Below are 25619 nucleotides of genomic sequence, written 5' to 3'. Positions count from 1 at the left end.
TGCACGCGCGCCCGTCTTGTCATTGAACCCCGCGTGATCCGCATCAATCAGGACTAGATATGCCCGACGTCGACCTTTCGGATTCAAAGCTGCCGCAGTTGATGCTGCGTCTTGGACTGCCTGCGATGGTGGGTTTGTCATTGAATGCAAGCCATCAGATCGTGGATGCCGGTTTTGTCGGTCAACTCGGCGCGTCGCCTCTTGCTGTATTGGTGCTGCTGGCGTCGCTTGCGGGGTTTGCGGTCGCGGTCGGGATTGGGATCGGCATTGGCGCGGCCAGCAGTGTGGCGCGGGCTTTGGGTGCCGGCAAGGCCGAGCGCGCGCGCAAAATATCCGGCGTGTCTTTTGCGACGGCTGCCGTGCTGGCCGCCGTGCTATGGGCCGGGCTTCAGCTGGGTATGACGCCGGTGTTGAACCTGCTTTCAACGCCGCAGGAGGCGCTGCCGATGGCGCGGGCCTATTACCCCATCCAAACCCTGACAGTCGCCTTTGGAATTATTCAGATCGTTTGTGATTTCACCGCCATCGGACGCGGTGAGGCCCGGATGAGCATGCGCACATTGGCATTGTGCTTTGGCCTGAACATGGTGCTTGATCCACTGTACATCTTTGGCTTTGGCCTTGGGTTGGACGGTGCAGCCTGGGCCACGGTTACCGCGCAGCTGGTGACATTGTCGGTCTGGGCGGTTTGGTTTCATGAACCTGCGCGCCGGCCCTGTCTTGGGTCTATCCGGTTGCTTGCGCCGGTGCTGCGTGTGGGGATGCCCGAGGCCGCAAGTTTCGCGGTCACAACCTTTGGCTTTCTTGCAGTGCTGCGCCTTGCGGCGGTGCATGGCGGGATGGAATCCGTTGTGGCACTTGGTGTGGCACTGCGGCTGATCCTTTTCGTGACCTTGCCGATTGAAGGGTTTGCAATCGGTGTTCAACCGATCCTGTCCTATGCCTATGGCGCGGGGAATGGTCAGCGCGTTGCGCGCGCACAATCCCTGTTGCTTAGGTGCGCTCCGATCATTTGCCTGTTCTGCGCGGCATTGCTTTGGCGCGGTGCCCGTCCCCTTGCCGCCGTGATGGGCGATGTGCCCTCTATCGTCACAGAAACCGCGATGCATTTGCGTTGGCTGGCGCTGTCTATCCCGGCTTTCGCAATCCGCCTTATCGGGCAAATCAGCCTTCAAGCCGCGATCCGGCCCCGTCTTGCCATGCTCTTGGGGTTGGCCCCGATGGGCTGGGTGCTGTGGCCGGCGCTGGTGCTGCTGCTTCCCACATACGGGGCGTCTGCCTTGCCTATGGCGATCACCCTTTCGGCGTATCTGTCCGCCGGCATCGCCCTCGTTTTGCTGAAAATTACCAGCGCTTCACCACATCCTATCGGAGTATCCGTATGACCCCTAAATCCTTTGTGCCAGATCTGATCACACCGGCCCGCGAAACGCCGCTCGCTGCCAGTGCCCCGCCAATTTTCCAAGCCTCGTCGTTTTTGTTCGAAACCTATGCCCAGATCGAGGCCGTCTTTTCGGGACGCTCGGATCGGTTGGTGTATTCACGTGGTGACAATCCGACAGTCAGCGAACTTGAAGCCCTGATTGCGCGGCTTGAGGGCACCGAAGCTGCGCGCGGTTTTTCGTCGGGCATGGCGGCGATATGCGGTGCGGTATTGCCCTTTGTGAAATCGGGTGACCGGATTGTGGCCATCGAACACGTATATTCTGACGCTTACCGGCTGTTCGAAACGGTGTTGCGTCGGTTCGGCGTGGAAACGGTCTATGTCGATGGGACCGACACGGCGGCGGTGATTGCTGCACTTCCGGGTGCGCGGTTGGTGTACCTAGAAAGCCCGACAAGCTGGACGTTCAGGCTACAAGACCTTGGGTCAATTGCCGCGGCGGCGCAGCATCACGGCGTGATTTCAGTGATCGACAACAGCTGGGCGACACCGATTTTTCAGAACCCCGCCGCCCTTGGCGTTGACCTTATCGTGCACGCGGCATCGAAATATCTGTCAGGACATAGCGATACTTTGGGCGGGCTGGTCGCGGGGTCGTCCGCGATGATCACCCAGATCGATCACGAGGCGACGCATCTGTTCGGTGGGCGCATGTCGCCGATGGATGCGTTTTTGGTGCTGCGCGGTATGCGCACCCTCGAACTGCGTATGCATGCGCATATGCAAACCGGCATGACGCTGGCGGGGGCCTTGAACGCGCATCCGATGGTCACAAAAGTACATCACCCCGGCTTGCTGTCAGAGGACCCCGCCGGGCTGCGCGGCTATGGCGGTTTGTTCGCTTTTGATCTGGCTGAAGGCGTGAACGTCGAACAGTTCTGTGATGCGCTGCACGTGATCCGCCTTGGCGTCAGTTGGGGCGGACCGGAAAGCCTGATCGTGCCGGGGCAGGCTGCGTGCGGTTTGGCGGGCGCGGCCAACTCATTTCAGCGGTTCAAAGTCAGCCCGCGTACAATCCGGCTGGCGGCGGGTCTAGAGCCGGCAGATGTGCTTTTGGCCGATCTGACCGAAGCCATCGATCAAGCACAGGCCATCGCAGCATGAGCGGCATAGTCGTCGGTCAAGGGCAATGGACGGTTGGAGGTACCCGCTGGTTTGACCTGCGCGACAGCGTCACAGGGGCCGTGCGACGGGTGTTTTTATGGATCCCGCCCGGACCAGAGCCCGACGCAGGCTGGCCCGCGCTTTGGTTGATGGACGGGAATGCGATGATTGGCACAGCGGTCGACACCATGCGGGCGCAGGCCTTTTGGCCCAGTGGCACGAACCTTGGATGGGGCGCGCTGATTGCCGTCGGCTACCCCAGTGATGACGCATACGACAGCTTTCGCCGCAGTTGGGATCTGGGCCCACCACCCGGGCGGAACTATCCCCCGTTCTATGACGGCGGGCCAGAGGTCAAAACCGGCGGCGGCGGCGAAATGGCGCGTTTTCTGCTTGAGGATGTCCGTGAATTTCTAGCCGGTCACATTCGTCTTGATCCACAAAACCAGTCGCTGTTTGGCCATTCCTTTGGCGGGCTGTTTGCCCTTTGGATGCTGTTCAACCATGCTGGTGCATTTCGCAATGTGATTGCGGCCAGCCCTGCGATCACTTGGGAAGACAGCGCATTACTGGATCATCTCGAGGCCTTTACGGCACCCGAAAACCAGCCGCGTGTGCACTTGTCCGCCGGAGAATGGGAGGGGTTTGACCTTGCCCCGTTTCAAAGACACGGGGACGAGGTCAAAGCGCGCCTTGCCGAGAAAGCCAGCACACGCACCATTGCGGCCGCCCAGGAAATGGCCAGCGAGCTGACCGCGCGCGGGCTGGATGTGGCCTATGAAACCTACGCCGGTGAGACGCACATGTCTGTTCTGCCGGTTGCGGTGAACAGGGCGCTTGGCTGGGCCTTTGCGATTGATCGGTCACATTTCGATCTTTGGCCCGCATCGGCGCAAACGCCCCCTATCCCTCAGACATTGGAAAAGGACATTTGATGCCCCGCGATCTAACACCTTACCCGATCCGTGCGCAGCGCGATGGCAGCTCCGTACTTGTGGAAAACCACGCGTCGTTACAACTCTCTGACCTTGGGGGTGGGCGGCTTGAGCTTTCGGCCCCCCAAGAAGCGGGTGCTGTTGCCCTAGACGTCGCGCTTGCCGCCTTTGAAGCGCTGACCAACCACGGGGATGAATCCGCGATCCGTTTGGTCGATCCGAACTGGGCACCGCTGTTGCCGGATCTCTTGGCCAAAGGCATTGCCCTTCAGACCGAGATCGGGCCTGTGGTTTTGCCCGCTTCCTTGTGGCAGGCCCCCGACCGTTGGTGCCCGCAACCCGCGCCGAATTATCCGACACTGTGGCAACAAGGGCCGCATGGGCGCCACCCCATCCGGCCGCCTAAACCAACGGGGTTGTTGTACCAGCGTCATATCCCATGGCTGGATCAGATGTTGACCTTGCGGGCATTAGACGAAAGCGATCTTGAAACGTTTCATCGCTGGCAAAATGATCCGCGCGTCGCTGAGTTTTTTGAAGAATCCGGCACGATTGAAAAACACCGCGCCTATCTGGAAACGCTTATGGCTGACCCGCATATGTTGCCGGTGATTGGCGCGCTTGACGGGCAGGATTTCGGGTATTTCGAACTGTACTGGGCGCGCGAAAACCGGATAGGCGCGCAATATGACGCTGGCCCGTGGGATCGGGGGTGGCATGTATTAATTGGCGAAGAAAACGTGCGCGGTGCCGACTATGTCACCGCATGGCTGCCCTCACTGATGCATTACATGTTCCTGTCAGAACCACGCACGCAATCGCTTATGGGCGAACCCAAAGCCAGCCATGTGCAGCAGCTGAAAAACCTGTCGCGCGGCGGCTTTGCCCATATTCGTGAGTTCGACTTTCCCCACAAACGCGCAAGCCTTGTTCAACTCGAACGCCAGCATTTCTTTGAAGCCCGCCTTTGGGCGCGGCCCGAAACCGGACGCGGCGAACCGCTTTGCTTTTCCTCCGCGCGCCTTCCCACCACAGGAGACTGGACATGACGACGTCTGACCAAGAGACATTCGATCTTATCGGTGTGGGCTTTGGCCCCTCCAACCTCTCGCTTGCTGTCGCATTGGGCGAAGCACAAACACCGATCCGTGCGAAATTTCTTGAGGCACAGCCGCAATTTGCATGGCACCCGGGCATGATGATCCCCGGGGCGGATATGCAGATTTCATTCCTCAAGGATCTGGTGGGCCAACGTAACCCACAAAGCCCCTATACCTTTGTGAGCTATCTGCACCAAAAAGGGCGGTTGAACCGGTTCATCAATCGCAAGACATTCTTTCCCAGCCGTGTGGAATTCAACGATTACCTATGCTGGGTGGCCGCGCAATTTCCGGTCTGCGATTATGACCGCAGGGTGGTCGGGATCGAAGCGGTGGACCATCACGGCACGGTTGACGCAATTGACGTCATCACGCGCGAGGCCAGCGGTCAAGAAACCAGATATAGGGCGCGCAATCTTGTGATAGCGCCGGGTGGTGCCCCCAAATTTCCTGAGTTTTGCAACGGTTTTTCCAATGAGCCACGCGTGATACATTCCAAAGATTATATGACCGCGGTTGTGCCAAGCCTGCGCGCAGGCGAACGGATTGCCATCATCGGCGCGGGGCAAAGTGCTGCCGAGATTTTTGCCGATCTGGCCGTTCGACCCGAAGCGCCAAAGCTTGATCTGATCATGCGCGGTCGCACGATTAAACCGTCTGATGACAGCCCCTTTGTGAACGAGATTTTTGATCCTAGCCAAACCGATGCTTTCTATGCCTTGCCCGAAACCGCGCGCCATGCCGCGCTGGATGAATTGGCTGCAACGAACTATTCGGTTGTCGATGAAGACGTCATTAACGCCATCTACGAAATGGTCTACGAGCAATCTGTGATTGCAGGGAAACGCCTTTCAATTCAGCCAGATACGCAGGTGACAGGGCTGGACGTCGCAGAGGATGCGCTGGAGTTAACGCTGTCCAGCGGGGTCCAATTGCGGACGGAACATTATGACCGGATCATCTGTGCAACCGGGTATACCCGTGCGCTTGATCAAGATATCTTGCACGGGGTCGCAAAGTATTGCCTCAAGGCTGTACCGGGGCGCGACTATCGGCTTCCCATGGCAGACGGGTTTTCCCCTTCTATCTATATTCAAGGCTACAGTGAGGCAACCCACGGGTTAAGCGATACGTTGTTGTCGGTTCTTGCCCAAAGGTCCGAAGAGATCGTCGCGACGCTTGCGGCGGCACCGAAACATACCCGCGAAATCGCCGCGGAATAATCGTCTTTAATTTCAACTATTGCGGGAAAGTCTTCTTATCGCGCGGGTGCTATGTTGGCGGTCGCGCGTATTCTATGTTACGGGATCCCGGCATCCACTCAGCAACACGCCCGGTAGATTAGTGCGCAAATCTACATCGGGATACGTCATGTCTGAGATACGAAATTCTGCATCTTTGCCCGCAAATTTGTTTCCGAATGCGCCTGCCTGCATTGCCACACGCCACAAGCTGATCGAGCATCTCATGCAAGAACGAGAGCTCTTTTTATGCGATGCCGTCAGAATTCTCGGGTCGCGTGACCGCGCCGAAGATGTCCTGCAAGACGCCGCATTGCGCTGTTTGTCTAGCCGCGCCATCACAATGCAGCCCAATAGCCCGCGCGGTTTACTGCGTCGAATGGTACGCAATCTGGCGTTAGATCACTGGCGCCGCAACGGCTATGAGACATCAATGGATGACACCACACCAGAGCCGGTCGCGAGCGGCCCAACCGCCGAGCAGTCACTGGTTGCATATGAAACACTTAGCGCAATGGCGCGGGCGATTGTCGCGCTTCCAGAGACCCAGAAACATGCGTTTACAGAACATCGGCTAAAGGCGCGCCGCCAGAATGAAATAGCATCTGAAATGGGGTTGTCGCCGGCCCGTGTGCATGCGCTTATTCACAGCGCTCAGGCCTATCTTGCCAATGAATTAGGTGAAGACGCCTGAAGCGCTGTCCATGTAATGACCGCTTCTTGTACCTGAATATAGTGAACCGTTACCTGCGTTCCACGGGGCAGGTCCGGCGCGAGCGGAATAGCGGTGACAAAGTTCATCTGCCCAGAGCCAGGGGCCGACAAAAGCCGTAGCGCCTCGAACCCGAAGACGCGCCCGACGCGCGGGAACGCGGCTTTAAAAAAACTCTCTTTAGCCGAGAATACCAAAGCGCAGAAACGCCCCTTGTCATCGGATTGCGCCAGAATGCGCCGCTCGCTCGCATCCATTGCTACTTGGGATATCGATTGAACGGCCTCAGCATCCGCGTGCCCTTCTATATCAACGCCCCAATCCCATGCGTTTCCCTTGGCCAGCAAACACACGGTTTTGCTGCCCCAATGGCTGAGGCTGCCGCGGTGCGAATTTGGCCAGATGGGTGCCCCGGTTGGTTCGGATGTGATGGACGTTTCAGGCACCCCAAGGTGCCGCTGTGCCGATCGTATCAGATGCGCGCGTTTGCCTGCATCCGCTTGCGCAGATGTATTGGCATCACTCCGATCACACAAAGCCAACACCGCTGCAACCGGCGCCCCCTGCGGTTCAAAAAACTCTGGAACGTGATTTCCCATCGCGTTTGATCTGCCCTCAATTGCGTCCGCATTCGCTGCTCAGGGCGATATGTAAACGGCGGTCCCGATTGGTTGCGAGGATAGAGGATGTGAACCGTTTCCTCTAGTGAGGGTTCTGGTCGATACCGTCGATCAATGCCGCTGCGACATGATAGTCTGGCCCGTATTCCGGCAATTTTAACCTCAGTTGCTTGAAATTACCGCATACGTGCCAAAACTTGCCTGTTTGCACGCGCTTAACTTGCGAAAACTCGCTTGTTCTCAATCAGTTCCGCATATTTCTGTGGCGGCGCATCGAAACCGGACATAATGGATCACATAATATGGAATTGCCCTGCGACTGAGTCGTTTGGACATAGGCCATCATTCTCTAACTAAGTTATTGGGTTTCAATGCTAAATAAACTTGGGTCCCCCACACAGGATCTGCTCCACCTCAATCGCCGCACCCTTTTGGGCGCTCTCACCAGCTCGGTTGCTGCCGTTGCGCTTTCGCGTGGGGCACTGGGGCAAACTGTTGCAGCGTCTGATACCGAGGCAGCCATTGAACCAAGCGTGTCTGACGGTCAGGCACCCGTGCCTGCGGGGCCGCAGCCGTTTTCGTTTGAATGGCTGGACGCGCAGATGAAACAAGCGTCGGAGGCAGAGTATGTGCCGGCGGTTGATGCGCCAGAGGTTATCGAAAACCTTGATTATGATGACTACCGTAAAATCCAGTTCGATCCGAAACGGTCCCGTTGGCAAGACGACGGCGTGTTGTTCCGCCTGCACGCTTTTCACCCGGGTTGGCTGTATAAACAAACCGTGGCCATTCACGAGGTCGTAGACGGGTTTCAGACCCCGATGGGCTTTTCCACAGATGATTTCCTGTATTACGAAGACCTTGCCCCACGGGTTCCGCAGCATGCCGAATTGCCCGGCGTGGCAGGGTTTCGCCTGAATACGCCCCTGAACCGGGCTGATATGTTCGATGAGCTGATCGCCTTTGTCGGCGCATCCTATTTCCGCGCCTTGGCACGTGACAGTAGCTATGGCTTGTCGGCGCGGGGCCTTGCGATCAACACCGGCCTTGGCCGCGAAGAAGAATTCCCACGTTTCTCGGACTTCTGGCTTGAACGTCCCAAAGCGGGGCAGGAAAACGTTGTGGTCTATGCCGCGCTCGACAGTCCGTCTTGCACTGGCGCGTACCGCTTTGTGATCCGGCCAGGCGCTGAAACGACCATTGATGTCACCGCCAAACTGCATTTCCGCAAAGACGTCGAACAACTGGGCGTTGCTGCGTTGACGTCGATGTTTCTGTTCGACGAAAAGAACAGCGATACATTCGATGATTACCGTCCTCAGGTGCATGACAGCAACGCGCTGATGGTCGTGCGCACGGACGGTGACGTCTTGTGGCGGCCCCTGAATAATCCGCCACGTCTGGCCAGCACCTATCTGAATGAACCGAACCTCAAATCCTTTGGTCTGATCCAGCGCGACCGTGATTTCACCGATTACCAAGATGCGGGCGCGCAATATCAAGACCGCCCTTCGGTTTTGGTCGAACCTAAGGGGGAGTGGGGTGCGGGTGCGATACGACTGGTTGAGATTCCTTCCGACCTTGAAGGCAATGACAACATCGTAAGCTTTTGGGTGCCTTTGGAAAAACCGCGCGCTGGTGAAAGCCGTGAATATTCTTATCGTTTGCGGTGGGGGACGCTTGGCACCAACCGCGACGGCGACCGCGCGTGGATTGTGAACACGCTGGCGGGGCAGGGCGGGACGTCAGGCGTATCCGGTGCCAAAGAGTCGCTGCGCAAGTTTGTGATCGATTTTGACGGCGGTCTGATGGCCGATCTGCCGGCAGACGCCAAGATGGAGCCCGTCGTGACCCTGTCGCACGGCAAAATCCAGCACATTGCCCTGTCCAAGATTGAAAACACGACCAAGTGGCGTCTTGTGATCGACGTTGACGGCGGAAATGAACGTCTTGTGGAACTGGTTGCCCATGTCGCGGGTTTTGGTCGGAAGTTGACCGAAACATGGATTTATCAATGGATGCGCACATGATTGCTCAGAATACTATAAATTCTATCTCAGACCCCTTTGCGTTTGAAACCCGCAAAGCGGCCATTTTGCGTGACGGTGCCTTGCCCGATGCCCCTTTGGTGATGCCACAGCAGGTGATTGAACTGCCACGCATCACGGTTGTTGAGGCCGCAGAAAGCGGGCTGCGGCGGCTGCTGGCTGTTCTGATCCAAAGTTTCGGCCTCGTGGCGCGTGGCCGCTAATAGATGAACGCTAAATCCTTCTCGGGCGGCGTGCTTTCGGCGCGTGTCTTTGCGTTGGTAATGAGCATCGGCCTTGGAGCTGGTGCCGCTGCGCTGTTTTTGCAATTTGGTGCCGCGGACGGGTATCAGATGGTCGACGGGGTGCGCGCCGCATTGGTGTTTATCACCACGTTTTGGCTGGCTTGGGGCGCGATGCAATCGGTCGAGGGGTTGATTGCCACGCGCAAGCCTGCCGCCGCGATGACAACGCCGATCACCGCCCGCACTGCCATTTTGATGCCCGTCTATAACGAAGACCCCGGTGCAGTTTTCGCCCGCGTGGCCGCAATGGATGATGCCATTGCGCGCCTCGGGCTGACCGAGCATTTTGATTTCGCCATTCTGTCTGACACGCAGGACGCTAGGGTCGGGGCCGAGGAGGAGCGTTGGTTTGTCCATTTATGGGAGGACCGCCAGCAAGATGCCCGCAAAGCGGAAGGTAAACCGCAAAGGTTTTTCTATCGACGCCGCGTGCGCAACATCGGGCGCAAGGCTGGCAACATTCAGGATTTCTTTGAAACCTCCGGGGCAAATTACGACTTTGCGCTGATCCTTGATGCGGACAGCTTGATGGAAGGGGCGACCATTGCGGAAATGGTGCGCCGGATGCAGGCCGCGCCAAAGCTGGGGCTGTTGCAGACCTTGCCACGTATCATCGGCGCGCAGTCCCGGTTTGGCCGTGCGATGCAATTCGCGGCGGGTTTTTATTCGCCAGTATTCGCCCAAGGGCAGGCCGCAATGCAGGGGGCCACAGGGGCGTTTTGGGGCCACAATGCCTTGGTCCGGGTGCGCGCCTTTGCCGAAAGCTGCGCACTGCCCGAGCTGTCTGGACCGCCCCCTTTTGGCGGCCATATCCTAAGCCACGATTATGTCGAAGCCGCCCTGTTGGCGCGCGCAGGCTGGGTTGTTCGCGTTGATCCCGATCTTGAAGGGTCCTTTGAGGAAGGGCCGGAAAACATGATCGATTTCGCCAAACGCGACCGGCGCTGGTGTCAGGGGAACCTGCAACATATCCGCGTGATTTCCGCGCCGGGGCTGAAAGCCTGGTCGCGGTTTGCGCTATTCCAAGGTATCCTGAGCTATATCGCGCCGCTGTTCTGGATGATGTTTCTAGCGTCTAACTTATACGCCACGGCAACCGCGCCCGCGCCTGATTTTTTCCCAGAAACCTTTCAGCTATTTCCGGTTTTCCCGTCGGATCAAACCTCAAAAGCCGTCGGTGTCGCGGTGGGGGTGTTTGGTTTGTTGGTGCTTCCCAAGGTGCTTATCTTGCTGGATGCGGCATTGCGCGGGCGGGTTTCGCAGTTTGGCGGGGCGCTGACCGCCCTGCGGGGGATGCTGCGGGAATTGCTGATGTCGTCGATCAATGCGCCGATTATGCTGATGTGGCAAACGCGCGCCGTGCTTCAGGTGCTTAGCGGGCGGGATGGCGGTTGGCCGGCGCAAACCCGCGGCGACGGGCGGTTGACCCTGCCCGAGGCTTTCGCCGCCGGATGGTGGATACAGCTTTGGGGTATCGCGATCATTTTTCTGACCTATACCTTTGCTGCGAACCTTATGTTTTGGGTTTTGCCGATCGGTATTCCGCTGGTGTTGGCCCCCGTGGTGATCTGGTTCACATCGCAGCCGTCAAACGGGGTGGTTTTCGCCACACCCGAAGAACTGTCGCTGCCGCGCGTCATTGCCGATCACCATCGGATCATGGGCCAATGGGCCCAAACCCCGATTTCATTCGCGTCGCCCAATACGACGAACGCACCTGTTCCAGCCTGAAATGTCTGCATCCATGACCCTATCCAGCCATCCTGCGTCCTCTCGCGACCCGCGTCTCGATTTCTTTCGGGGGTTGGCGCTGGTGATGATTTTCATCAACCATGTGCCGGGCAACCCGCTTGAGCTTTTTACAAACCGTAACTTTGGCTTTTCCGACGCGGCCGAGGGGTTTGTGTTCATGTCCGGAATGGCGGCAGGGTTGGCCTATCCGATGGCATTTGAACGCTTGCCGCTTTGGCGTGCTGTGGCGAAATGCTGGGGCCGCGCGTGGACGCTTTATTCGGTGCATCTGGTCATTACGATGATCAGTTTGGCGATTATGATGGGGTCGGCCTATTGGTTTGGTGCCGAAAAGATGTGGGGCGTTAACAATGTTGCCCCATGGATCGCTGCACCCGTTCAGGCGACCATCGGTATTGCGACGCTGGGGCATCAGTTCGGGTATCTGAACATCTTGCCGATGTACGCGGCATTGCTGTTGATGACGCCGGTTATGATTCTGGTCGGCCGACGCAATATGTGGGTCATGCTTGGCGGGTCGTTCCTGCTGTGGGTTGTGACTGGGGAGGCGCGCCTGAATATCCCCGCCTTCCCAAATGAGGGCGGGTGGTTCTTTAACCCCTTCGCGTGGCAGTTCCTGTTCGCGATTGGTCTGGCCACCGGGATGCGGTTGAAATCAGGCAAGCGGCTTGTCCCCGATGTCGCCTGGGCCAGATGGGCAACGCTGGCGTTTCTGATCTTTGTTCTGGCGTGGTTGAAAATCGATATCGTTCAGTTCTATGGCCGCGCCGGGCTGTCGTTTCTGCACGATCACGGGTTTCCCTTCTATATAACAGGTTTCGACAAAACGTTTCTTGCCGCGCCGCGTTTGCTGCATCTTTTGGCGTTGGTGTATTTCCTGTCGACGCAAAGCTGGGTCACGCGTCTATCGGCCAGCCGTTGGGTCTGGCCGGTCGAGCTGATGGGGCGGTTTGGATTGGCGTGTTTCGCGCTCGGAACGGTGTTGTCGATCTTGGGTCAGTCGATCAAAGCCGCGTTGATTTATGATCCTTGGATCTTTGATATGGCGTTTGTTTTTGTCGGTCTTGCGCTTCAGATGGGTTTCGTCCGGATCAAATGGCAATTGGCGCAGAAACCGGCTTGATGAACCTAAGCGGTCAGAACGCTTTCAAAGAATTCCGACACCGCGCTATGTGCGTCCAAGGGTAGAACGTCGGCGATATACTGATCTGGCCGCACGATCACGATACATCCGCTTGCCCTGTCGATGTCGCGCAGATCGAAAATATCTGACGCTGGATCGGCGCTAAATATCTTTTCGTAATCGGTCAGCTGATGTTTCCCCTTTTTAGGGAGCAGCAAAGAGGGCAGGGCGCGCAGGTCGATGTCGCGGTGCGGGGTTTGATAAACTGCCCGAAAATCAATGACGGCATCGGCGTCGGCACCGTTAGGCGTTATTTTGACGATGGGCGATGATTTCGACCCTAAATAGCGGCATAGGGGCCGAAGGTCGTTGTCTTCGCCAGCAAATGCCAGAATACGCCACCGGCCATCAGCCTTTAAAACATGCCCCAAGTGCACCGGTTTTGCATCTGCAACGCGGATCACGGGCGCTGAATGAAAACGCATGCCCACAACCAACCCTTTTGCCAGATGCTGGTGTCGCGCATCGCCAACCAAAAGGGACGGGCCGTAGTGCACAGATGTACCCGCCGTAAAGCGCCCTTGCTTTTGGAAGTAGCGCTGGAATTCTGAGGGATCTATGGTGTCTTGTCCTGCATCCTGTGCCGTTTTGGGTCGCGCGCTGAACATCTTGGCAAAGGCACGATCAAAATCGATCAACTCATGCGCGATGGCCTGACGCTCGGCCGAATAGCTGTGCAAAAGCGATGGCGCAGATTGCCCGCGCAGGACAGCGGCCAGTTTCCAGCCCAGATTGAAAGCATCACCCATCGATACATTCATGCCTTGCCCGGCTTTGGGGCTGTGGGTGTGGCCGGCATCGCCTGCGATAAATACCCTTGGGTCGGCGCCGTTTTCTGCATCATCAAACTGGTCGCACAGACGTTGGCCGATTTCGTACACGGACCACCACGCGATTTCCTTTACGTCTAGTGTGTAGGGGGCGATGATCCGCTGTGCTGCCGCGATCAATTGGGGGGCGGTGATGTTTTTCTGCGATATGCGTTCATCCGGGTTCAGTTTGTCCAACTCGATATACAGGCGCACGAGATAGCCACCTTCGCGCGGAATGATTAGAACGGAGCCTTGGGCCGCTGAATGGATCACGGATTTCAGCCGGATATCGGGAAAGTCTGTTTCGACCAGCACATCCATGACACCCCACGCCTGATTGGCGGCATCCCCAACCAGATCGCGACCTATCGCGCGGCGCACCCCACTGCGCGCGCCATCGCAACCGATGACATAACGGGCATGGATTGTCTCGGAGAGGGGGGCCGCGCCGTCAGGCTTATGTTCAATGGTAACTGTGATGGGATAATCGGCGCTGTCATCGCGCGTCAGGCTGATGAACGTGCGATCGTAATGCGGCTCTAACCGCCGGGGGCCTTGCCGCATCACATCAAGATAGAAATCATGCACCCGCGCTTGGCTCAGGATTACGTGGGGCATTTCCGATAGCCCGTCTTCGGTGTCTTGGATACGGCCACTGCGGGCGATGTGATCGGGCCGCGCAGGATCAGGTTTCCAGAACGTCGTTTCATTCACCCAATAGGCTTCGCGCAGCACCCGTTTGGAAAACCCAAAAGCTTCGAACATCTCGACCGACCGGCAGGCTATGCCGTCCGCCTGACCGATCTGCAGCGGGCCGGATTTCTGGTCGATGATGCAGGTTGATATATCACCAAAGGCAGACAGGTGCGCGGCAAGCGTCAATCCGGCTGGGCCGCACCCAACGATCAGCACGTCCACTTGCGCAGGCGGCGCGGCGGGATGGTCCGGGCCGGTGGATGCCGCGATATCCGGGCTGCCCGCGCGAAATCCGTTCAGGTGGTACTGCATCTTACGCCCTTAGTTAATAAGTGCACTTACCATAACGGGTCTTTCATGGCGGCGTCAATATGGTAAGTATGCATACCAATTAGAGGTGACACATGCCCTTAAACGCTATGCCCGGCCATTTGATCCGGCGATTGCACCAGCTTTCGACCGCCACGTTTTCCGAGCAGATGAAAGCTGCGGGTATTGATATGACGTCGGTCCAGTTTGCAGCCTTGCAGACCATCAACGATACCCCCGGCCTGGATCAGGCCCGCCTTGCGCATCACATTGCGTATGACCGCGCGACCATCGGGGGCGTTGTTGATCGGCTTGAACGTAAAACCTGGGTCATCCGCAGCATTAACCCCGACGACAAACGCGCCCGGCACGTCACGCTAACCGCGCAGGGGCGGGAGGTTTTGCACAAGGCCGCGCCAATCGTCAGCGCCTTGCAAAGTGACATCCTGAGCGGGCTTTCGGACGCAGAGCGCGCGCAGTTCATCGCATTGGCCAGCAAGGCGGTTGGCCTTGAGGATGGGTTTGACCCGCTTCGGTGATCTGCTAACACATCTTAAATTTCTTCAAAGGCGGTAAAAATTATGTCCAAACCCCATGTCTTGATTGCTGGTGGTGGCATTGGTGGGTTGGCCCTTGCCTTGACGCTTGATCAGATTGGCGTGCGCTGCACCGTTTTTGAATCGGTGCGCGAATTGAAACCTTTGGGGGTCGGGATCAACATCCAGCCAAACGCCGTGCGCGAACTGTTTGATCTGGGCATCACCGCTGCCGATCTGGACAAGGTCGGAGTGCCCGCGCGCGAATGGGCTTTGGTCGGGCAGCAGGGGCAGGAAATATACGCTGAACCGCGCGGGACCGAAGCTGGCTATAACTGGCCACAATACGCAGCACACCGGGGCAAGCTGCATATGTTGATGTATGATACGCTGATTGAACGCGCAGGCAGTAACGCGGTGCAGCTGGGTGCAAAGGTCACGGGGTATGTCCAGAACGCCGACGGGACAGTCAGCGCGCAGATTGCCCACGCCGATGGCCGCAAGGCCGTTGAAATTGGTACGTTGTTGATTGGCGCAGACGGTATTCATTCGGCGATCCGCGCGCAGATGCACCCCGATCAGCCGCCGATCCATTGGGGCGGTGCATTGATGTGGCGCGGCACGACGCGGGCAAAACCCAGCCGGACGGGATCGTCCTTTATTGGGTTGGGCACGCATCTGCAACGCATGGTGATCTATCCGATTTCGCAGGTGGATGATCAGGGCTATGCCGATATCAACTGGATCGCCGAAGTAACGTTAGACGAAACCGAAGACCGCAAAAGCGGCTGGTACAAACCTGCCAAAGTGTCCGATTTTATCCATCATTTCGAAGGTTGGACCTATGATTGGCTAGATGTGCCTGCCTTGCTGAACGGTGCCGAAATTGCCTATGAAAACCCGATGATCGACCGTGATCCGGTTGATACTTGGGTCGAAGGATCTGTGGCTTTGATGGGGGATGCGGCGCATGCGATGTATCCGACCGGGTCAAACGGGGCCAGCCAGGCGATCATCGATGCACGCACCATCGGCGCGTCTATGTTGAAGCATGGTGTGACGCCTGCCGCTTTGCACGCGTATGACGACGCGCTGTGCGGACCTGTATCAGAGCTGATCTTGCGCAACCGTGGGGCAGGGCCATTTGGCCTTTTGAACATGGTGAACGATCGGTGTGCAGGGGAATTTACCGACATCAATGATGTGGTCCCTGAGGAAGAACGCAATGCCTTTATGGCCCGCTACAAAGCCGCCGCCGGTTTTGCGATTGAACAGCTGAACAACGCACCGCCGACGATTGCCCAAGGGGCCAAGGTGCCCGAGTAACGGGCTGCGTATTATTCTGCATCTTTCCGGCTTTTCGATTGAATTCCCCCGCGCCCCGCGCAACATTCCCGTGAAATTCAAATAAGGGGGCGGCGTAGGCTGCCAGGGGGAAGACAGACTATGGAACTTCAAGGACAAGCCGCGATTGTAACCGGCGGCGCATCTGGTTTGGGGGGTGCGACAGCTGAAATGCTGGCCAAGGCCGGTGCCAAGGTCGCGATCTTTGACATGAATGCAGACATGGGCGAGGCCAAAGCCGCCGAAATCGGTGGTAAATTTTTCAAGGTGAACGTGACGGATGAAAACGCTGTCGCCACTGCAATTGCAGATGCCGAAGGTGTGCATGGCAAGGCGCGCATCTTGGTGAACTGTGCAGGCATCGGACCACCAGCCAAAGTCGTCAGCCGCGAAGGCGACGCGCTGCCGTTGGAAAGCTTTGCCGGGGTGATCAACGTCAACCTTTTGGGGTCTTTCAACGTATTATCGAAATTCGCCGCAGCATTGCACAAGGCCGACCCCATCAGGGAAGAGCGTGGCGTGATCATCAACACCGCATCGGTTGCGGCGTTTGACGGGCAGATCGGGCAGGCGGCCTATGCCGCGTCCAAGGGCGGTATTGTGGGCATGACCTTGCCGATCGCCCGCGAGCTTGCGCGCTATGGCATCCGCGTGATGACAATCGCACCGGGTCTGTTCCTGACGCCGCTTTTGGCCAGCTTGCCAGAAGAAGCGCAAACATCGCTGGGTGCGCAAGTGCCGTTCCCAAGCCGGTTGGGGGACCCGTCGGAATACGCCAAGATGGTTGGCGCAATTATCGACAACCCCATGCTGAACGGCGAAACAATCCGCCTTGATGGCGCGATCCGTATGGCACCGAAGTAACGATCTTTCCGGGAGGGGAAAACCATGGCTGACGCATATATTGTAGAAACAGTTCGCACGGCTGGCGGGCGACGCGGGGGTGCTTTGCGTGACTGGCACCCGGCGGATTTAGGGGCCGAGGTGCTGAATGCACTGGTCGCGCGCAGTGGCATTGACGGGGCAATCATCGACGATGTGATCGTTGGCTGTGTGACCCAAGCGGGCGAGCAGTCGTTTGCGTTCGGGCGCAATTGCGTCTTGGCGTCAAACCTGCCGCAATCGGTGCCTGCCGTAACGATCGACCGGCAATGTGGCAGCTCGCAACAAGCGGTACAATTCGCGGCCCAAGCGGTGATGTCGGGAACGCAAGATGTGGTTGTCGCCATGGGTGTCGAAAGCATGACGCGCGTGCCGATGATGTCGAACGTGACCTTGCACGCCAAGGCGGGGCTGGGCGAGGGGCCGTTTAGCGACCGTATCGCGGAACGCTATGGCACCAAGAACTTTAGCCAGTTTATCGGGGCCGAGATGGTCGCGCAAAAGCACGGGTTTAACCGCGAAGAGCTGGACAGCTATGCCTTGGAAAGCCACCGCCGTGCCACGGTCGCCAGCAATGCAGGTGCGTTTGATGCTGAAATCGTACCGCTGGCAATCGAAGGCGGTATGCACACCCGCGACGAAGGCATTCGCGATGATGCAACGCTAGAGACTATTTCAAGCGTAAAACTGCTGGATCCGAACGGTATGATCTCGGCGGCGAATGCGTCGCAGATTTGTGATGGCGCGGCGGGTGTGCTGGTGGTGTCCGAGGCGGCGTTAAAGAAATACAACCTGACCCCCAAGGCGCGGATCGTAAACCTGACGGTGACCGCCGGTGATCCTGTCATCATGCTGGAAGAGCCACTGCCTGCCACCGACCGCGCATTGGAACGTGCGGGACTGAAGATCGGCGATATTGATCTGTTCGAGGTGAACGAAGCCTTTGCGCCGATCCCGATGGCTTGGCTCAAGCACACGGGTGCCGATCCTGAAAAGCTGAACGTAAATGGCGGCGCTATTGCGCTTGGCCATCCGTTGGGGGCGTCTGGCGCGCGCTTGATGACGACGCTGGTGCACAGCCTGCATGCACAGGGCAAGAAATACGGGTTGCAAACAATGTGCGAGGGCGGCGGTATCGCTAACGTCACAATCATCGAGGCAGTCTAGGGCCCCAAATAATGCACTAGGGAATAACGGACGCAACGTTTGTCATTCCCAAATCTTCAGCATCCTGACAAGTTGCAGGCAAAAGAACGCTTCCCGGAGGAACCCATGACGCTACCAGCCCTTTTTGACAATTTGCGCATTCCGCTGATTGGCAGCCCTTTGTTTATCATCTCGAATCCTGATCTGGTTATTGCGCAGTGTAAGGCCGGGATCGTTGGCAGTTTCCCCGCGCTGAATGCCCGCGAGGCCGAAGGCGAACCGATCGAGCTGGATCGTTGGCTGACCCGCATCAAAGAAGAGCTGGACCGCCACAACCAAGCGAACCCCGACAATCCGGCAGCGCCCTATGCGGTGAACCAGATTGTGCATAAATCGAACGCACGGCTGGAACGGGACGTCGAGATTTGCGTGAAGCACGAGGTGCCTTTGTGGATCACGTCGCTGGGTGCGCAAAACTGGCTGAACGATGCAGCGCATGGCGCGGGTGGCGTGGTGTTGCACGATGTGATCAACAACCGGTTTGCGCATAAGGCGATTGAAAAAGGGGCTGATGGCCTGATCGCTGTGGCCGCCGGGGCAGGGGGGCATGCTGGTGCGCTATCCCCGTTGGCGTTGATTCAGGAAATTCGCGAATGGTTTGATGGGCCGTTGTTCTTGTCGGGTGCGATCGCAAGCGGTGCAAGTTTGCTGGCGGCACAGGCTATGGGGGCTGATGGCGGCTATGCCGGGTCGGCGTTTATCGCGACCAAGGAAGCCAATGCGGATGAGCGTTACAAGCAGATGATCGCGGATTCGGGCGCATCGGATATCGTCTATTCCGATCTGTTTACCGGTGTCTGGGGCAACTACCTAAAGCCGTCGATCGAGGCGCAAGGCATGGACCCCAATAACCTAGAGCGGTCAGACCCGTCGAATATGAATTTCGGTACGGACCGTGAAAAACCCAAAACCTGGAAAGAGATTTGGGGCGCGGGCCAGGGCATTGGCGCGGTGAAATCGGTGATGCCTGCAGCCGAGTTGGTTGAGCGTCTTGCGGTCGAATATGCGGCAGCACGCAAACGTCTGTTTGATCAGACTGCCTAAGTTGGCTGTGGGCGCACTGCCCTGTTTGTAAATTGCCATAAGATGCAATTTATCTGCTTGCGTCCGGCTTAATTCCGGTCGCAGGATGCCGCATGAAATTTGATACACCCTATGATATTCGTCGCGGTCCTTTGCTGGCCCGTAATGTGGTCGCAACCTCGCAACCTCTGGCTGCGCAAGCCGGACTTTCGATGTTGTACAAAGGCGGAAACGCCATTGATGCAGCCCTTGCAGCGGCGATTACGCTGACGGTTGTTGAACCGTCTGGCAACGGCCTTGGTAGTGATGCATTCGCTATTTTGTGGGACGGTGACGCGTTGCATGGGTTAAACGCATCGGGCAGATCGCCAGCAGGATTGACCGCGACCGAAGTCACAGAACGTGGCTGGGGCAGCGTTACGGTTCCGGGGGCGGTATCGGGCTGGGTCGCGCTGTCGGACCGGTTTGGCGCGTTGCCATTCGAGACACTGTTCGGCCCCGCAATCGATTATGCCGAAAACGGGTTCCCTGTGTCGCCGATTATCGCGCGGCTTTGGGAAATTGCCGGCAAGACTTTGGGCCAGCAACCGGGTTTCGCCGATTGCTTTTTGCCAAATGGCCGCGCGCCCAAAGCAGGCGAGGTTTTTCGCAACCCTGCGCAGGCGAAATCACTCAGGTTGATTGCCGAAACCAAAGGCACCGCTTTCTATACTGGTGTGCTGGCTGAACAGATCGTGGCAGATGCGGCGCGCCATGGGTCAGCCTTGTCAATGTCGGATTTGGCCGACCACAGTCCCGATTGGTGCGGCACCCTAAGTCAGGATTATGCGGCCGTGGCCCTGCATGAAATTCCGCCAAATGGGCAAGGCATCGCCGCGCTAAGCGCGCTTGGTATTCTGGGTCACTTTGATCTTGCCAGCCACGCCCCTGACAGCCCGCAAGCACTGCATTTGCAGATCGAAGCGATCAAGCTGGGCCTCGCTGACGCAGAGGCGTTTGTCGCGGATCCAGCCCATATGGACGTCACGCCAAGCGAGATGCTGAACCCGGCGTATTTGGCGCGGCGGGCGGCAGAAATCGACCCCGAAAAGGCGAAAATCGCTGTTGAAGGCGCGCCGAAACATGGCGGCACGGTTTATATCACAGCGGCGGATGCGTCGGGCAAAATGGTGTCGTTGATCCAGTCGAACTATATGGGTTTCGGATCAGGGGTTGTTGTGCCTGATACAGGGATCAGCCTGCAAAACCGTGGCGCGGGGTTTGTAGAAACCCCGGGTCACGCGAACCAGATCGGCCCAAGCAAGCGCCCGTTCCAGACGATTATTCCGGGCTTTGTCATGCAAGATGGTGCCCCCTTGATGAGCTTTGGCGTCATGGGCGGACCGATGCAGGCGCAGGGCCATGTGCAAATGGTGACCCGGATGATGGTGCACGGGCAATCGCCGCAAGCCGCCAGTGATGCGCCGCGCTGGCGTTTTGTGTCGGGGGTTGAGGTGGCCGTGGAAAGTACCATGCCGGACGAAACCGTCGCAGCGCTGGAAAATATAGGCCACAAGATCACCCGCGAAGCGCCTGATAATGCGTTTGGCTTTGGCGGCGCACAGCTGATTGCGCGGCAAGGTGATGGATATGTGGCCGGATCGGATCACCGCAAAGACGGCTGTGCGGTCGGGTTTTAGGCAGGGTAGATAACTATGGCATCCATCGATCCTGAAACGCTGCTGCGCAATTTGTTTGATGTCGCTGTCGAAGTTGCGGACCCGATGCAAAGTTTGGCGCGGTTCCTGCCGGCGCGGCCTGCGGGTCGGGTCGTGGTGATCGGTGCCGGCAAGGCCAGCGCACGCATGGCCGAGGCGGTCGAGGCCGAATGGGGCCCTTGCGAGGGGCTGGTGATCACCCGCTATGGGTACGCGCGGCCCTGTCAGGGGATCGAGATCGTCGAGGCGGCGCACCCTGTTCCGGATCAGGCCGGGGTTACTGCCACACAACGTATGATTGCCTTGGTTGAGGGGTTGAGCGAGGACGATTTAGTGCTGGCGTTGATCTCAGGCGGGGCATCTGCTTTGCTGGTGGCCCCTTTGGGTGAAATAACCCTCTCCGAGAAACAATCCGTTAACCAAGAGTTGCTGTCGTCCGGTGCGCCGATCCAGAAGATGAACGTGGTGCGCAAGCATCTTTCCCGTGTCAAAGGCGGGCAACTGGCTGCGGCGACCTATCCTGCGCAGATGTTGGCCCTGATGATTTCGGACGTGCCAGGTGATGATATGGCGATGATCGGATCGGGCCCCACGGTCGGTGATGCAAGCACGGTCACGGATGTGCAGGCGATATTGGACAAGTGGAAGATTTCGGTGCCGCCGTCGGTCAACGCAGCGCTTGCCCAAGGGTCGCAAGTGATTGCGCCGGGCGACCAGCGTTTATCGCGCGTGACCAACCAGATATATGCGGCCCCCAAGCAATCACTGGATGCTGCAGAACAGCACGCCCGGTCGGTGAGTTTGGATGTTATCCGGTTAGGTAATGACCTGGAAGGCGAGGCGCGTGATGTCGCACAAGAGCACGCAAAACTTGCCCTAGCCACACAAGCCAAGCTGAACGCGGGCGATCCGCCTGTTGTGATGTTGTCGGGCGGCGAATTGACTGTGACACGGCGCGGGGACGGTATCGGTGGCCCAAATGCGGAATACTGCCTGGCATTGGCCCTGGCGTTGGACGGCGCGCCGAATCTTTGGGCGCTGGCCTGTGATACGGATGGCGTGGACGGTGCGGACGAAGTTGCCGGCGCATGCATCGGACCCAACACCCTGACCACTGCTAAAGCCGAAGCAATTGACCCGGCTAAAGCATTGGCAGCTAACGATGCGCACGGGTTTTTCAAACGGGTGGACGGTCAGATCATTACCGGCCCAACCCTCACAAATGTAAACGATTTTCGGGCGATATTGGTGTACCCCAAGGCTTAGCAAGCATATGGGATGCTTCAATCGCTCTCATTGTTTCATCATCTGCAACAATATCTGACGGTTCGCGGGCTTTTGGGTTGTTTGAGAGTTTAGCACAACCTATAAATGAATAAGGTCTCCCTTGCTGCACCAACGATGCGAAAGCGCTAGGTGCCCGGCACAAGTTTAAATGGGTTTAGTGGTTGTTCAAACGTCTTGATATAATTCTGGTGATCTTGTGTGTATTGGTGACCTTCGGGGTGTTCGCGGAGAGTTCGCGGATGAGCAAAGCCGCGGCCAATGCAGAGTTCCAGCGGATTACCGACGTAGCTCTTCAGAAGCTTAAAACCCGTTTGGATGTCTATTTACAAAGTCTCAACGGCGCTGCGGGCATGATGCGCGCGTCAGAAAATACTGAGGCTGATGATTTCGAAATGTTTGCGAGCAGCTTGAATGTGAAAGAGAGCTTGCCCGGTATAAACGGAATTGGCTTTATCGAGCCTGTTCCTGCGGATGAGGTGCCGGAATTTGTAGCGGGTATGCGTGAAGCGGGCATTCAGAGTTTCACTGTGCATCCTGAAACCGAAAGCGATATAAAATACATTATCAAGTATATCGCGCCAATGGACATTAACGCCGCGGCGGTTGGCCTTGATATCAGCTTTGAGCGAGGTCGCCGCGAAACTGCAGACCGTGCGCGGGAAACAGGATTGCCGCAGCTCACTCCGCGTACTTTGTTGGTGCAGGATGACACAGCACAGCCTGGCTTCCTTTTGCTGCAGCCGTACTTTGAGGGGGATGACCTGAAGGGTTGGGTATACGCGCCTTTTGTCGGTCGTAATCTGCTGGAAGGATTGAACCCCGAGGAGGGGAGGCTGTTTGACTTCGAAGTTTATGATGGGATCGCAGCTCACAACGATGCTTTGATCTATAGCAGCCATGAACACGAATATACGGATACGCTTTATAGTGCGGATTATACCGTGGAAATGTTCGGCCGGCAGTGGACACTCCACTATCACAGCACGGAACTTTTCAACGAAACCTTTACCACACGCACGCCATTTTTGGTTCTGGTCGGCGGGCTGCTGCTTTCTTTGATGTTGGCATTCGCAATGCGTGCCCTGCGAATGCGCAACGAAAGCCTGCGCGAGATCGCGACGTTACGGAAGAAAAAGATCAGTGCACGGGAAGAAGAAAACCGGTCTTTGGTCGAGAATACGGTCGTCGCCGTGATGATTTTGGACTCAGATCGCAAGATCGTATTTGCCAACCATGCGGCGACCAGTTGTTTTGATGGCAAGCGGGACGGGCTGCATGGGTTGTCTTTTTCGGATTTCGTTACGGAGCTTTCCGAAGATGAATCGCGGCCAAACTATAATGGGTTAGGTCACACGATGACCGGGCGCGAATTGTTCATTGATTTGCATACAAACGGGTGGGTTACGTCCTCTGGCAAGCGTCGCACGACCGTGATTTTGCGTGATGTGACGACAGATGTCGAAATTGCGAATGAACTGGTGATCACCAAACAGCGCTTTGATGCGGCGTTGTCCGGTTCGCAAATTGGTGTGTTCGAGATTGATCTTAAGACCGGCAGATCTGTCGTCTCGCACACATGGCGCGACATCATGGATATCAAGCAAGATGTCGAAAACCCCCAAGACATCTTTATGGAGCGGATCCACCCAGAAGATATGACGATGCTATTAGAAGCCGACCGTCGGTGCATCAGGGGTGAAACGGTCCGTTCTATCGCGGAATACCGGGTGGCGTTTGGCACCAACTGGCGCTGGATGCGGTCCGATGCCGTTGTTGTGCAGCGCGATGACGATGGCAATGCTTTGCGTATGGTCGGCACGCAGACCGACGTGACCGAACTGCGACATTCCCGCAATGCCCTTGAAGCAAGCGAAAAGCGTTTCCGCGTCGTGCTTGAGGCAGCTCCGGTGGGGATGGCAACGCTTAACAGTGGTGGGTATTTCATCGGTGTGAACCCCGCATTGACCGAGCTGACAGGCTATTCCGATATTGAAATGCTCAAGGATTTCAATTTGGACAGGATCATCCCCAAAGACGACATGGACCGGATGATCGCAGCGGTATTGAGTACGGTGCGCGCGGGTAACCAAGATGTTTATCGCGAGGAGTTCAGGATCCGCCACAAGAGCGGCGGGCACCGTTGGGGCTTGTTCAACATCACGTGGAATTACGACAAGAACATAGGGTCCTATGTTTATATCGCGCAGGTCGTCGATATTACCGACAAAAAGAAGATGGAGCAGATCAAGAGCGAATTTGTTTCAACGGTCAGCCATGAATTGCGCACGCCGCTTACATCTATCAAGGGGGCGTTGGGCCTGATTGAACTGGCAGCACGCGACAAGCTGCCCCCATCTGCCTTGCGATTGGTGCAGATTGCACAATCCAATTCCGACCGGCTGACGGATATCGTGAACGATATTCTGGACCTCGAAAAGATTTCTTCGGGCGAGATCAGCTTTAGCATGGTGGATGTCGATCTTTGCGCGCTGGTGCAATCTGCGCAAAGCGAAATGATGCCGTTCGCTGTCACGCATAAGACAAAGCTCGAGCTCGTTTTGCCCAAAGACGAGCTGCACATCGCCGCGGATTCCGGGCGTATGATGCAGGTTATGGCCAACTTGATTTCGAATGCGTGCAAGTATTCGTATGAAGATACAGATGTGACTGTGACCGTCGAAAAGCGGGACGATGTCGCCGTCGTCTATGTTCAAAACATCGGGCCAGGCGTACCTGAATCGTTCAAAGGGCGTATTTTCCAACGTTTCTCGCAAGCGGACGGATCAGATACACGTGCCAAAGGCGGGACAGGTCTGGGTTTGAACATCACCCGCGAGATCGTCTGGCGGCACGGCGGTGAAATCGGATTTGAGAGCACGCCCGAGGGGCCGACGATATTTTGGTTCACCTGCCCGATTGCGCAACTCTCCGAGGGGCAAGTCCCCGCGGCTGAGAAGTTACCGCGCCCTGTCCCGGGCAAGCGGCTAAAGGTTCTCCACCTTGAGGATGACGAAGATTTTGCCGAAGTCATCCGCGCGGGAATTAGCGCTTATGCGGATGTGCATAATGTCACGCGGATCAGAAATACGCGTGGCTTGCTGTCGGACGAAGCTTGGGATGTCATCATACTGGATTGGACTGTCCCAGACGGGGACGCGTCCGGTTTGCTGGATGAGATAAAAGAGAAACAACCGAATGCACGTATCGTCGTGCTTACGTCTGATGCCGTACGCGCAAAAGATGAGCGCGTCAGCGAGCATATGGTGAAATCGCATGCTGACATGAATCGTATCATCGATTGCGTTATAAATTTTGCCGAAAACGGGGCATAGTCTAATGAAGCTGTGGGTTGTAAGCCTAGCCAAATTGCGGTGCTTTACCCTAGATAACAAACGTTTTTTTAC

20 protein-coding genes are annotated in these 25619 nt (G+C 57.1%); 18 read left to right on the top strand and 2 right to left on the bottom strand.

All coding sequences use genetic code 11. The features are described from left to right. Nucleotides 1-59: 59 nt before the first annotated feature. From KZZ06_RS15965 to KZZ06_RS15940, 6 genes are all read left to right on the top strand, one after another. On the top strand, nucleotides 60-1385 hold the full coding sequence (locus tag KZZ06_RS15965; protein WP_219581117.1) for an MATE family efflux transporter: 1326 nt from the start codon (nucleotides 60-62) through the stop codon (nucleotides 1383-1385). Further along, on the top strand, nucleotides 1382-2548 hold the full coding sequence (locus KZZ06_RS15960; protein ID WP_219581116.1) for a PLP-dependent transferase: 1167 nt from the start codon (nucleotides 1382-1384) through the stop codon (nucleotides 2546-2548). The genes KZZ06_RS15965 and KZZ06_RS15960 overlap by 4 nt, the downstream gene beginning before the upstream one ends. Then, nucleotides 2545-3483, top strand: a complete 939-nt coding sequence (locus tag KZZ06_RS15955) for an alpha/beta hydrolase (protein WP_219581115.1) — start codon at nucleotides 2545-2547, stop codon at nucleotides 3481-3483. The genes KZZ06_RS15960 and KZZ06_RS15955 overlap by 4 nt, the downstream gene beginning before the upstream one ends. Further along, nucleotides 3483-4532, top strand: coding sequence for a GNAT family N-acetyltransferase (locus KZZ06_RS15950; RefSeq protein WP_219581114.1), 1050 nt, complete (start codon nucleotides 3483-3485; stop codon nucleotides 4530-4532). Before KZZ06_RS15955 ends, KZZ06_RS15950 begins: the two co-directional genes overlap by 1 nt. After that, nucleotides 4529-5806, top strand: a complete 1278-nt coding sequence (locus tag KZZ06_RS15945) for a lysine N(6)-hydroxylase/L-ornithine N(5)-oxygenase family protein (protein ID WP_219581113.1) — start codon at nucleotides 4529-4531, stop codon at nucleotides 5804-5806. Before KZZ06_RS15950 ends, KZZ06_RS15945 begins: the two co-directional genes overlap by 4 nt. Before the next feature lie 148 nt (nucleotides 5807-5954). Next, a complete protein-coding gene (locus KZZ06_RS15940; protein WP_219581112.1) occupies nucleotides 5955-6518 on the top strand; it encodes an RNA polymerase sigma factor in 564 nt (187 codons plus the stop codon). On the opposite strand, the gene KZZ06_RS15935 is transcribed toward KZZ06_RS15940, so the two are convergent. After that, a complete protein-coding gene (locus tag KZZ06_RS15935) occupies nucleotides 6485-7135 on the bottom strand; it encodes a 4'-phosphopantetheinyl transferase (protein ID WP_219581111.1) in 651 nt (216 codons plus the stop codon). The two genes, KZZ06_RS15940 and KZZ06_RS15935, sit on opposite strands and share 34 nt — an antisense overlap. A 392-nt stretch (nucleotides 7136-7527) precedes the next feature. On the opposite strand from KZZ06_RS15935, the gene KZZ06_RS15930 reads away from it, so the two are divergent. Genes KZZ06_RS15930 through KZZ06_RS15915 form a run of 4 tightly spaced genes read left to right on the top strand, consistent with a single transcriptional unit; the run spans nucleotide 7528 to nucleotide 12363 of the window. Next, nucleotides 7528-9186 carry a glucan biosynthesis protein gene (locus KZZ06_RS15930; RefSeq protein ID WP_219581110.1) on the top strand — a complete coding sequence of 553 codons (1659 nt, stop codon included), beginning with the start codon at nucleotides 7528-7530 and terminating at the stop codon, nucleotides 9184-9186. Continuing rightward, nucleotides 9183-9407 (top strand): hypothetical protein, encoded by a 225-nt coding sequence (locus tag KZZ06_RS15925; RefSeq protein ID WP_219581109.1) that lies wholly within the window; start codon nucleotides 9183-9185, stop codon nucleotides 9405-9407. The genes KZZ06_RS15930 and KZZ06_RS15925 overlap by 4 nt, the downstream gene beginning before the upstream one ends. Nucleotides 9408-9410: 3 nt before the next feature. After that, complete coding sequence (gene mdoH, locus KZZ06_RS15920) at nucleotides 9411-11219, top strand: glucans biosynthesis glucosyltransferase MdoH (protein WP_219581108.1); 1809 nt, start codon at nucleotides 9411-9413, stop codon at nucleotides 11217-11219. Nucleotides 11220-11232: 13 nt separating this feature from the next. Then, entirely contained in the window at nucleotides 11233-12363 is a 1131-nt protein-coding gene (locus KZZ06_RS15915) for an OpgC family protein (protein ID WP_219581107.1), read from the top strand. 5 nt (nucleotides 12364-12368) lie between these two features. On the opposite strand, the gene KZZ06_RS15910 is transcribed toward KZZ06_RS15915, so the two are convergent. Continuing rightward, a complete protein-coding gene (locus tag KZZ06_RS15910; RefSeq protein ID WP_219581106.1) occupies nucleotides 12369-14243 on the bottom strand; it encodes an FAD-binding monooxygenase in 1875 nt (624 codons plus the stop codon). Between the two features lie 92 nt (nucleotides 14244-14335). On the opposite strand from KZZ06_RS15910, the gene KZZ06_RS15905 reads away from it, so the two are divergent. The 8 genes from KZZ06_RS15905 (at nucleotide 14336) to KZZ06_RS15870 (ending at nucleotide 25547) form a co-directional block, all read left to right on the top strand. Beyond that, entirely contained in the window at nucleotides 14336-14779 is a 444-nt protein-coding gene (locus KZZ06_RS15905; protein WP_219581105.1) for a MarR family winged helix-turn-helix transcriptional regulator, read from the top strand. 42 nt (nucleotides 14780-14821) lie between these two features. Continuing rightward, nucleotides 14822-16102: a flavin-dependent oxidoreductase gene (locus tag KZZ06_RS15900; RefSeq protein ID WP_219581104.1), complete on the top strand. Its 1281-nt coding sequence runs from the start codon at nucleotides 14822-14824 to the stop codon at nucleotides 16100-16102. Nucleotides 16103-16222: 120 nt separating this feature from the next. Further along, nucleotides 16223-16984: an SDR family NAD(P)-dependent oxidoreductase gene (locus tag KZZ06_RS15895; RefSeq protein ID WP_219581103.1), complete on the top strand. Its 762-nt coding sequence runs from the start codon at nucleotides 16223-16225 to the stop codon at nucleotides 16982-16984. 24 nt (nucleotides 16985-17008) lie between these two features. Further along, entirely contained in the window at nucleotides 17009-18169 is a 1161-nt protein-coding gene (locus KZZ06_RS15890; RefSeq protein WP_219581102.1) for an acetyl-CoA C-acetyltransferase, read from the top strand. Between the two features lie 105 nt (nucleotides 18170-18274). Continuing rightward, the gene (locus KZZ06_RS15885; RefSeq protein WP_219581101.1) at nucleotides 18275-19252 is read left to right on the top strand and encodes a nitronate monooxygenase family protein; all 978 of its coding nucleotides are present in this window, start codon (nucleotides 18275-18277) and stop codon (nucleotides 19250-19252) included. A 92-nt stretch (nucleotides 19253-19344) separates the two neighbouring features. Continuing rightward, nucleotides 19345-20910: a gamma-glutamyltransferase family protein gene (locus KZZ06_RS15880; protein ID WP_219581100.1), complete on the top strand. Its 1566-nt coding sequence runs from the start codon at nucleotides 19345-19347 to the stop codon at nucleotides 20908-20910. 15 nt (nucleotides 20911-20925) lie between these two features. Beyond that, nucleotides 20926-22194 carry a glycerate kinase gene (locus tag KZZ06_RS15875; RefSeq protein WP_219581099.1) on the top strand — a complete coding sequence of 423 codons (1269 nt, stop codon included), beginning with the start codon at nucleotides 20926-20928 and terminating at the stop codon, nucleotides 22192-22194. A 260-nt stretch (nucleotides 22195-22454) separates the two neighbouring features. Continuing rightward, nucleotides 22455-25547 carry a CHASE domain-containing protein gene (locus KZZ06_RS15870; protein ID WP_257884403.1) on the top strand — a complete coding sequence of 1031 codons (3093 nt, stop codon included), beginning with the start codon at nucleotides 22455-22457 and terminating at the stop codon, nucleotides 25545-25547. The last annotated feature ends 72 nt before the right edge of the window (nucleotides 25548-25619 follow it).

Origin of the sequence: Sulfitobacter sp. CW3 (assembly GCF_019392245.1) — a bacterium.
Lineage (GTDB): Bacteria > Pseudomonadota > Alphaproteobacteria > Rhodobacterales > Rhodobacteraceae > Sulfitobacter.
The sequence above is the reverse complement of the archived record's forward strand: the minus strand, read 5'-3'. Positions and strand labels throughout refer to the sequence as shown.

What these genes read in the sequence shown, in the direction of transcription:
- KZZ06_RS15885 (WP_219581101.1), top strand. Translation starts at nt 18,275, where the DNA reads ATGACGCTACCAGCCCTTTTTGACAATTTGCGCATTCCGCTGATTGGC.
- mdoH (WP_219581108.1), top strand. Translation starts at nt 9,411, where the DNA reads ATGAACGCTAAATCCTTCTCGGGCGGCGTGCTTTCGGCGCGTGTCTTT.
- KZZ06_RS15900 (WP_219581104.1), top strand. Translation starts at nt 14,822, where the DNA reads ATGTCCAAACCCCATGTCTTGATTGCTGGTGGTGGCATTGGTGGGTTG.
- KZZ06_RS15895 (WP_219581103.1), top strand. Translation starts at nt 16,223, where the DNA reads ATGGAACTTCAAGGACAAGCCGCGATTGTAACCGGCGGCGCATCTGGT.
- KZZ06_RS15905 (WP_219581105.1), top strand. Translation starts at nt 14,336, where the DNA reads ATGCCCTTAAACGCTATGCCCGGCCATTTGATCCGGCGATTGCACCAG.
- KZZ06_RS15940 (WP_219581112.1), top strand. Translation starts at nt 5,955, where the DNA reads ATGTCTGAGATACGAAATTCTGCATCTTTGCCCGCAAATTTGTTTCCG.
- KZZ06_RS15950 (WP_219581114.1), top strand. Translation starts at nt 3,483, where the DNA reads ATGCCCCGCGATCTAACACCTTACCCGATCCGTGCGCAGCGCGATGGC.
- KZZ06_RS15915 (WP_219581107.1), top strand. Translation starts at nt 11,233, where the DNA reads ATGACCCTATCCAGCCATCCTGCGTCCTCTCGCGACCCGCGTCTCGAT.
- KZZ06_RS15910 (WP_219581106.1), bottom strand. Translation starts at nt 14,243, where the DNA reads ATGCAGTACCACCTGAACGGATTTCGCGCGGGCAGCCCGGATATCGCG.
- KZZ06_RS15925 (WP_219581109.1), top strand. Translation starts at nt 9,183, where the DNA reads ATGATTGCTCAGAATACTATAAATTCTATCTCAGACCCCTTTGCGTTT.
- KZZ06_RS15890 (WP_219581102.1), top strand. Translation starts at nt 17,009, where the DNA reads ATGGCTGACGCATATATTGTAGAAACAGTTCGCACGGCTGGCGGGCGA.
- KZZ06_RS15930 (WP_219581110.1), top strand. Translation starts at nt 7,528, where the DNA reads ATGCTAAATAAACTTGGGTCCCCCACACAGGATCTGCTCCACCTCAAT.
- KZZ06_RS15875 (WP_219581099.1), top strand. Translation starts at nt 20,926, where the DNA reads ATGGCATCCATCGATCCTGAAACGCTGCTGCGCAATTTGTTTGATGTC.
- KZZ06_RS15945 (WP_219581113.1), top strand. Translation starts at nt 4,529, where the DNA reads ATGACGACGTCTGACCAAGAGACATTCGATCTTATCGGTGTGGGCTTT.
- KZZ06_RS15870 (WP_257884403.1), top strand. Translation starts at nt 22,455, where the DNA reads ATGAGCAAAGCCGCGGCCAATGCAGAGTTCCAGCGGATTACCGACGTA.
- KZZ06_RS15955 (WP_219581115.1), top strand. Translation starts at nt 2,545, where the DNA reads ATGAGCGGCATAGTCGTCGGTCAAGGGCAATGGACGGTTGGAGGTACC.
- KZZ06_RS15960 (WP_219581116.1), top strand. Translation starts at nt 1,382, where the DNA reads ATGACCCCTAAATCCTTTGTGCCAGATCTGATCACACCGGCCCGCGAA.
- KZZ06_RS15880 (WP_219581100.1), top strand. Translation starts at nt 19,345, where the DNA reads ATGAAATTTGATACACCCTATGATATTCGTCGCGGTCCTTTGCTGGCC.
- KZZ06_RS15965 (WP_219581117.1), top strand. Translation starts at nt 60, where the DNA reads ATGCCCGACGTCGACCTTTCGGATTCAAAGCTGCCGCAGTTGATGCTG.
- KZZ06_RS15935 (WP_219581111.1), bottom strand. Translation starts at nt 7,135, where the DNA reads ATGGGAAATCACGTTCCAGAGTTTTTTGAACCGCAGGGGGCGCCGGTT.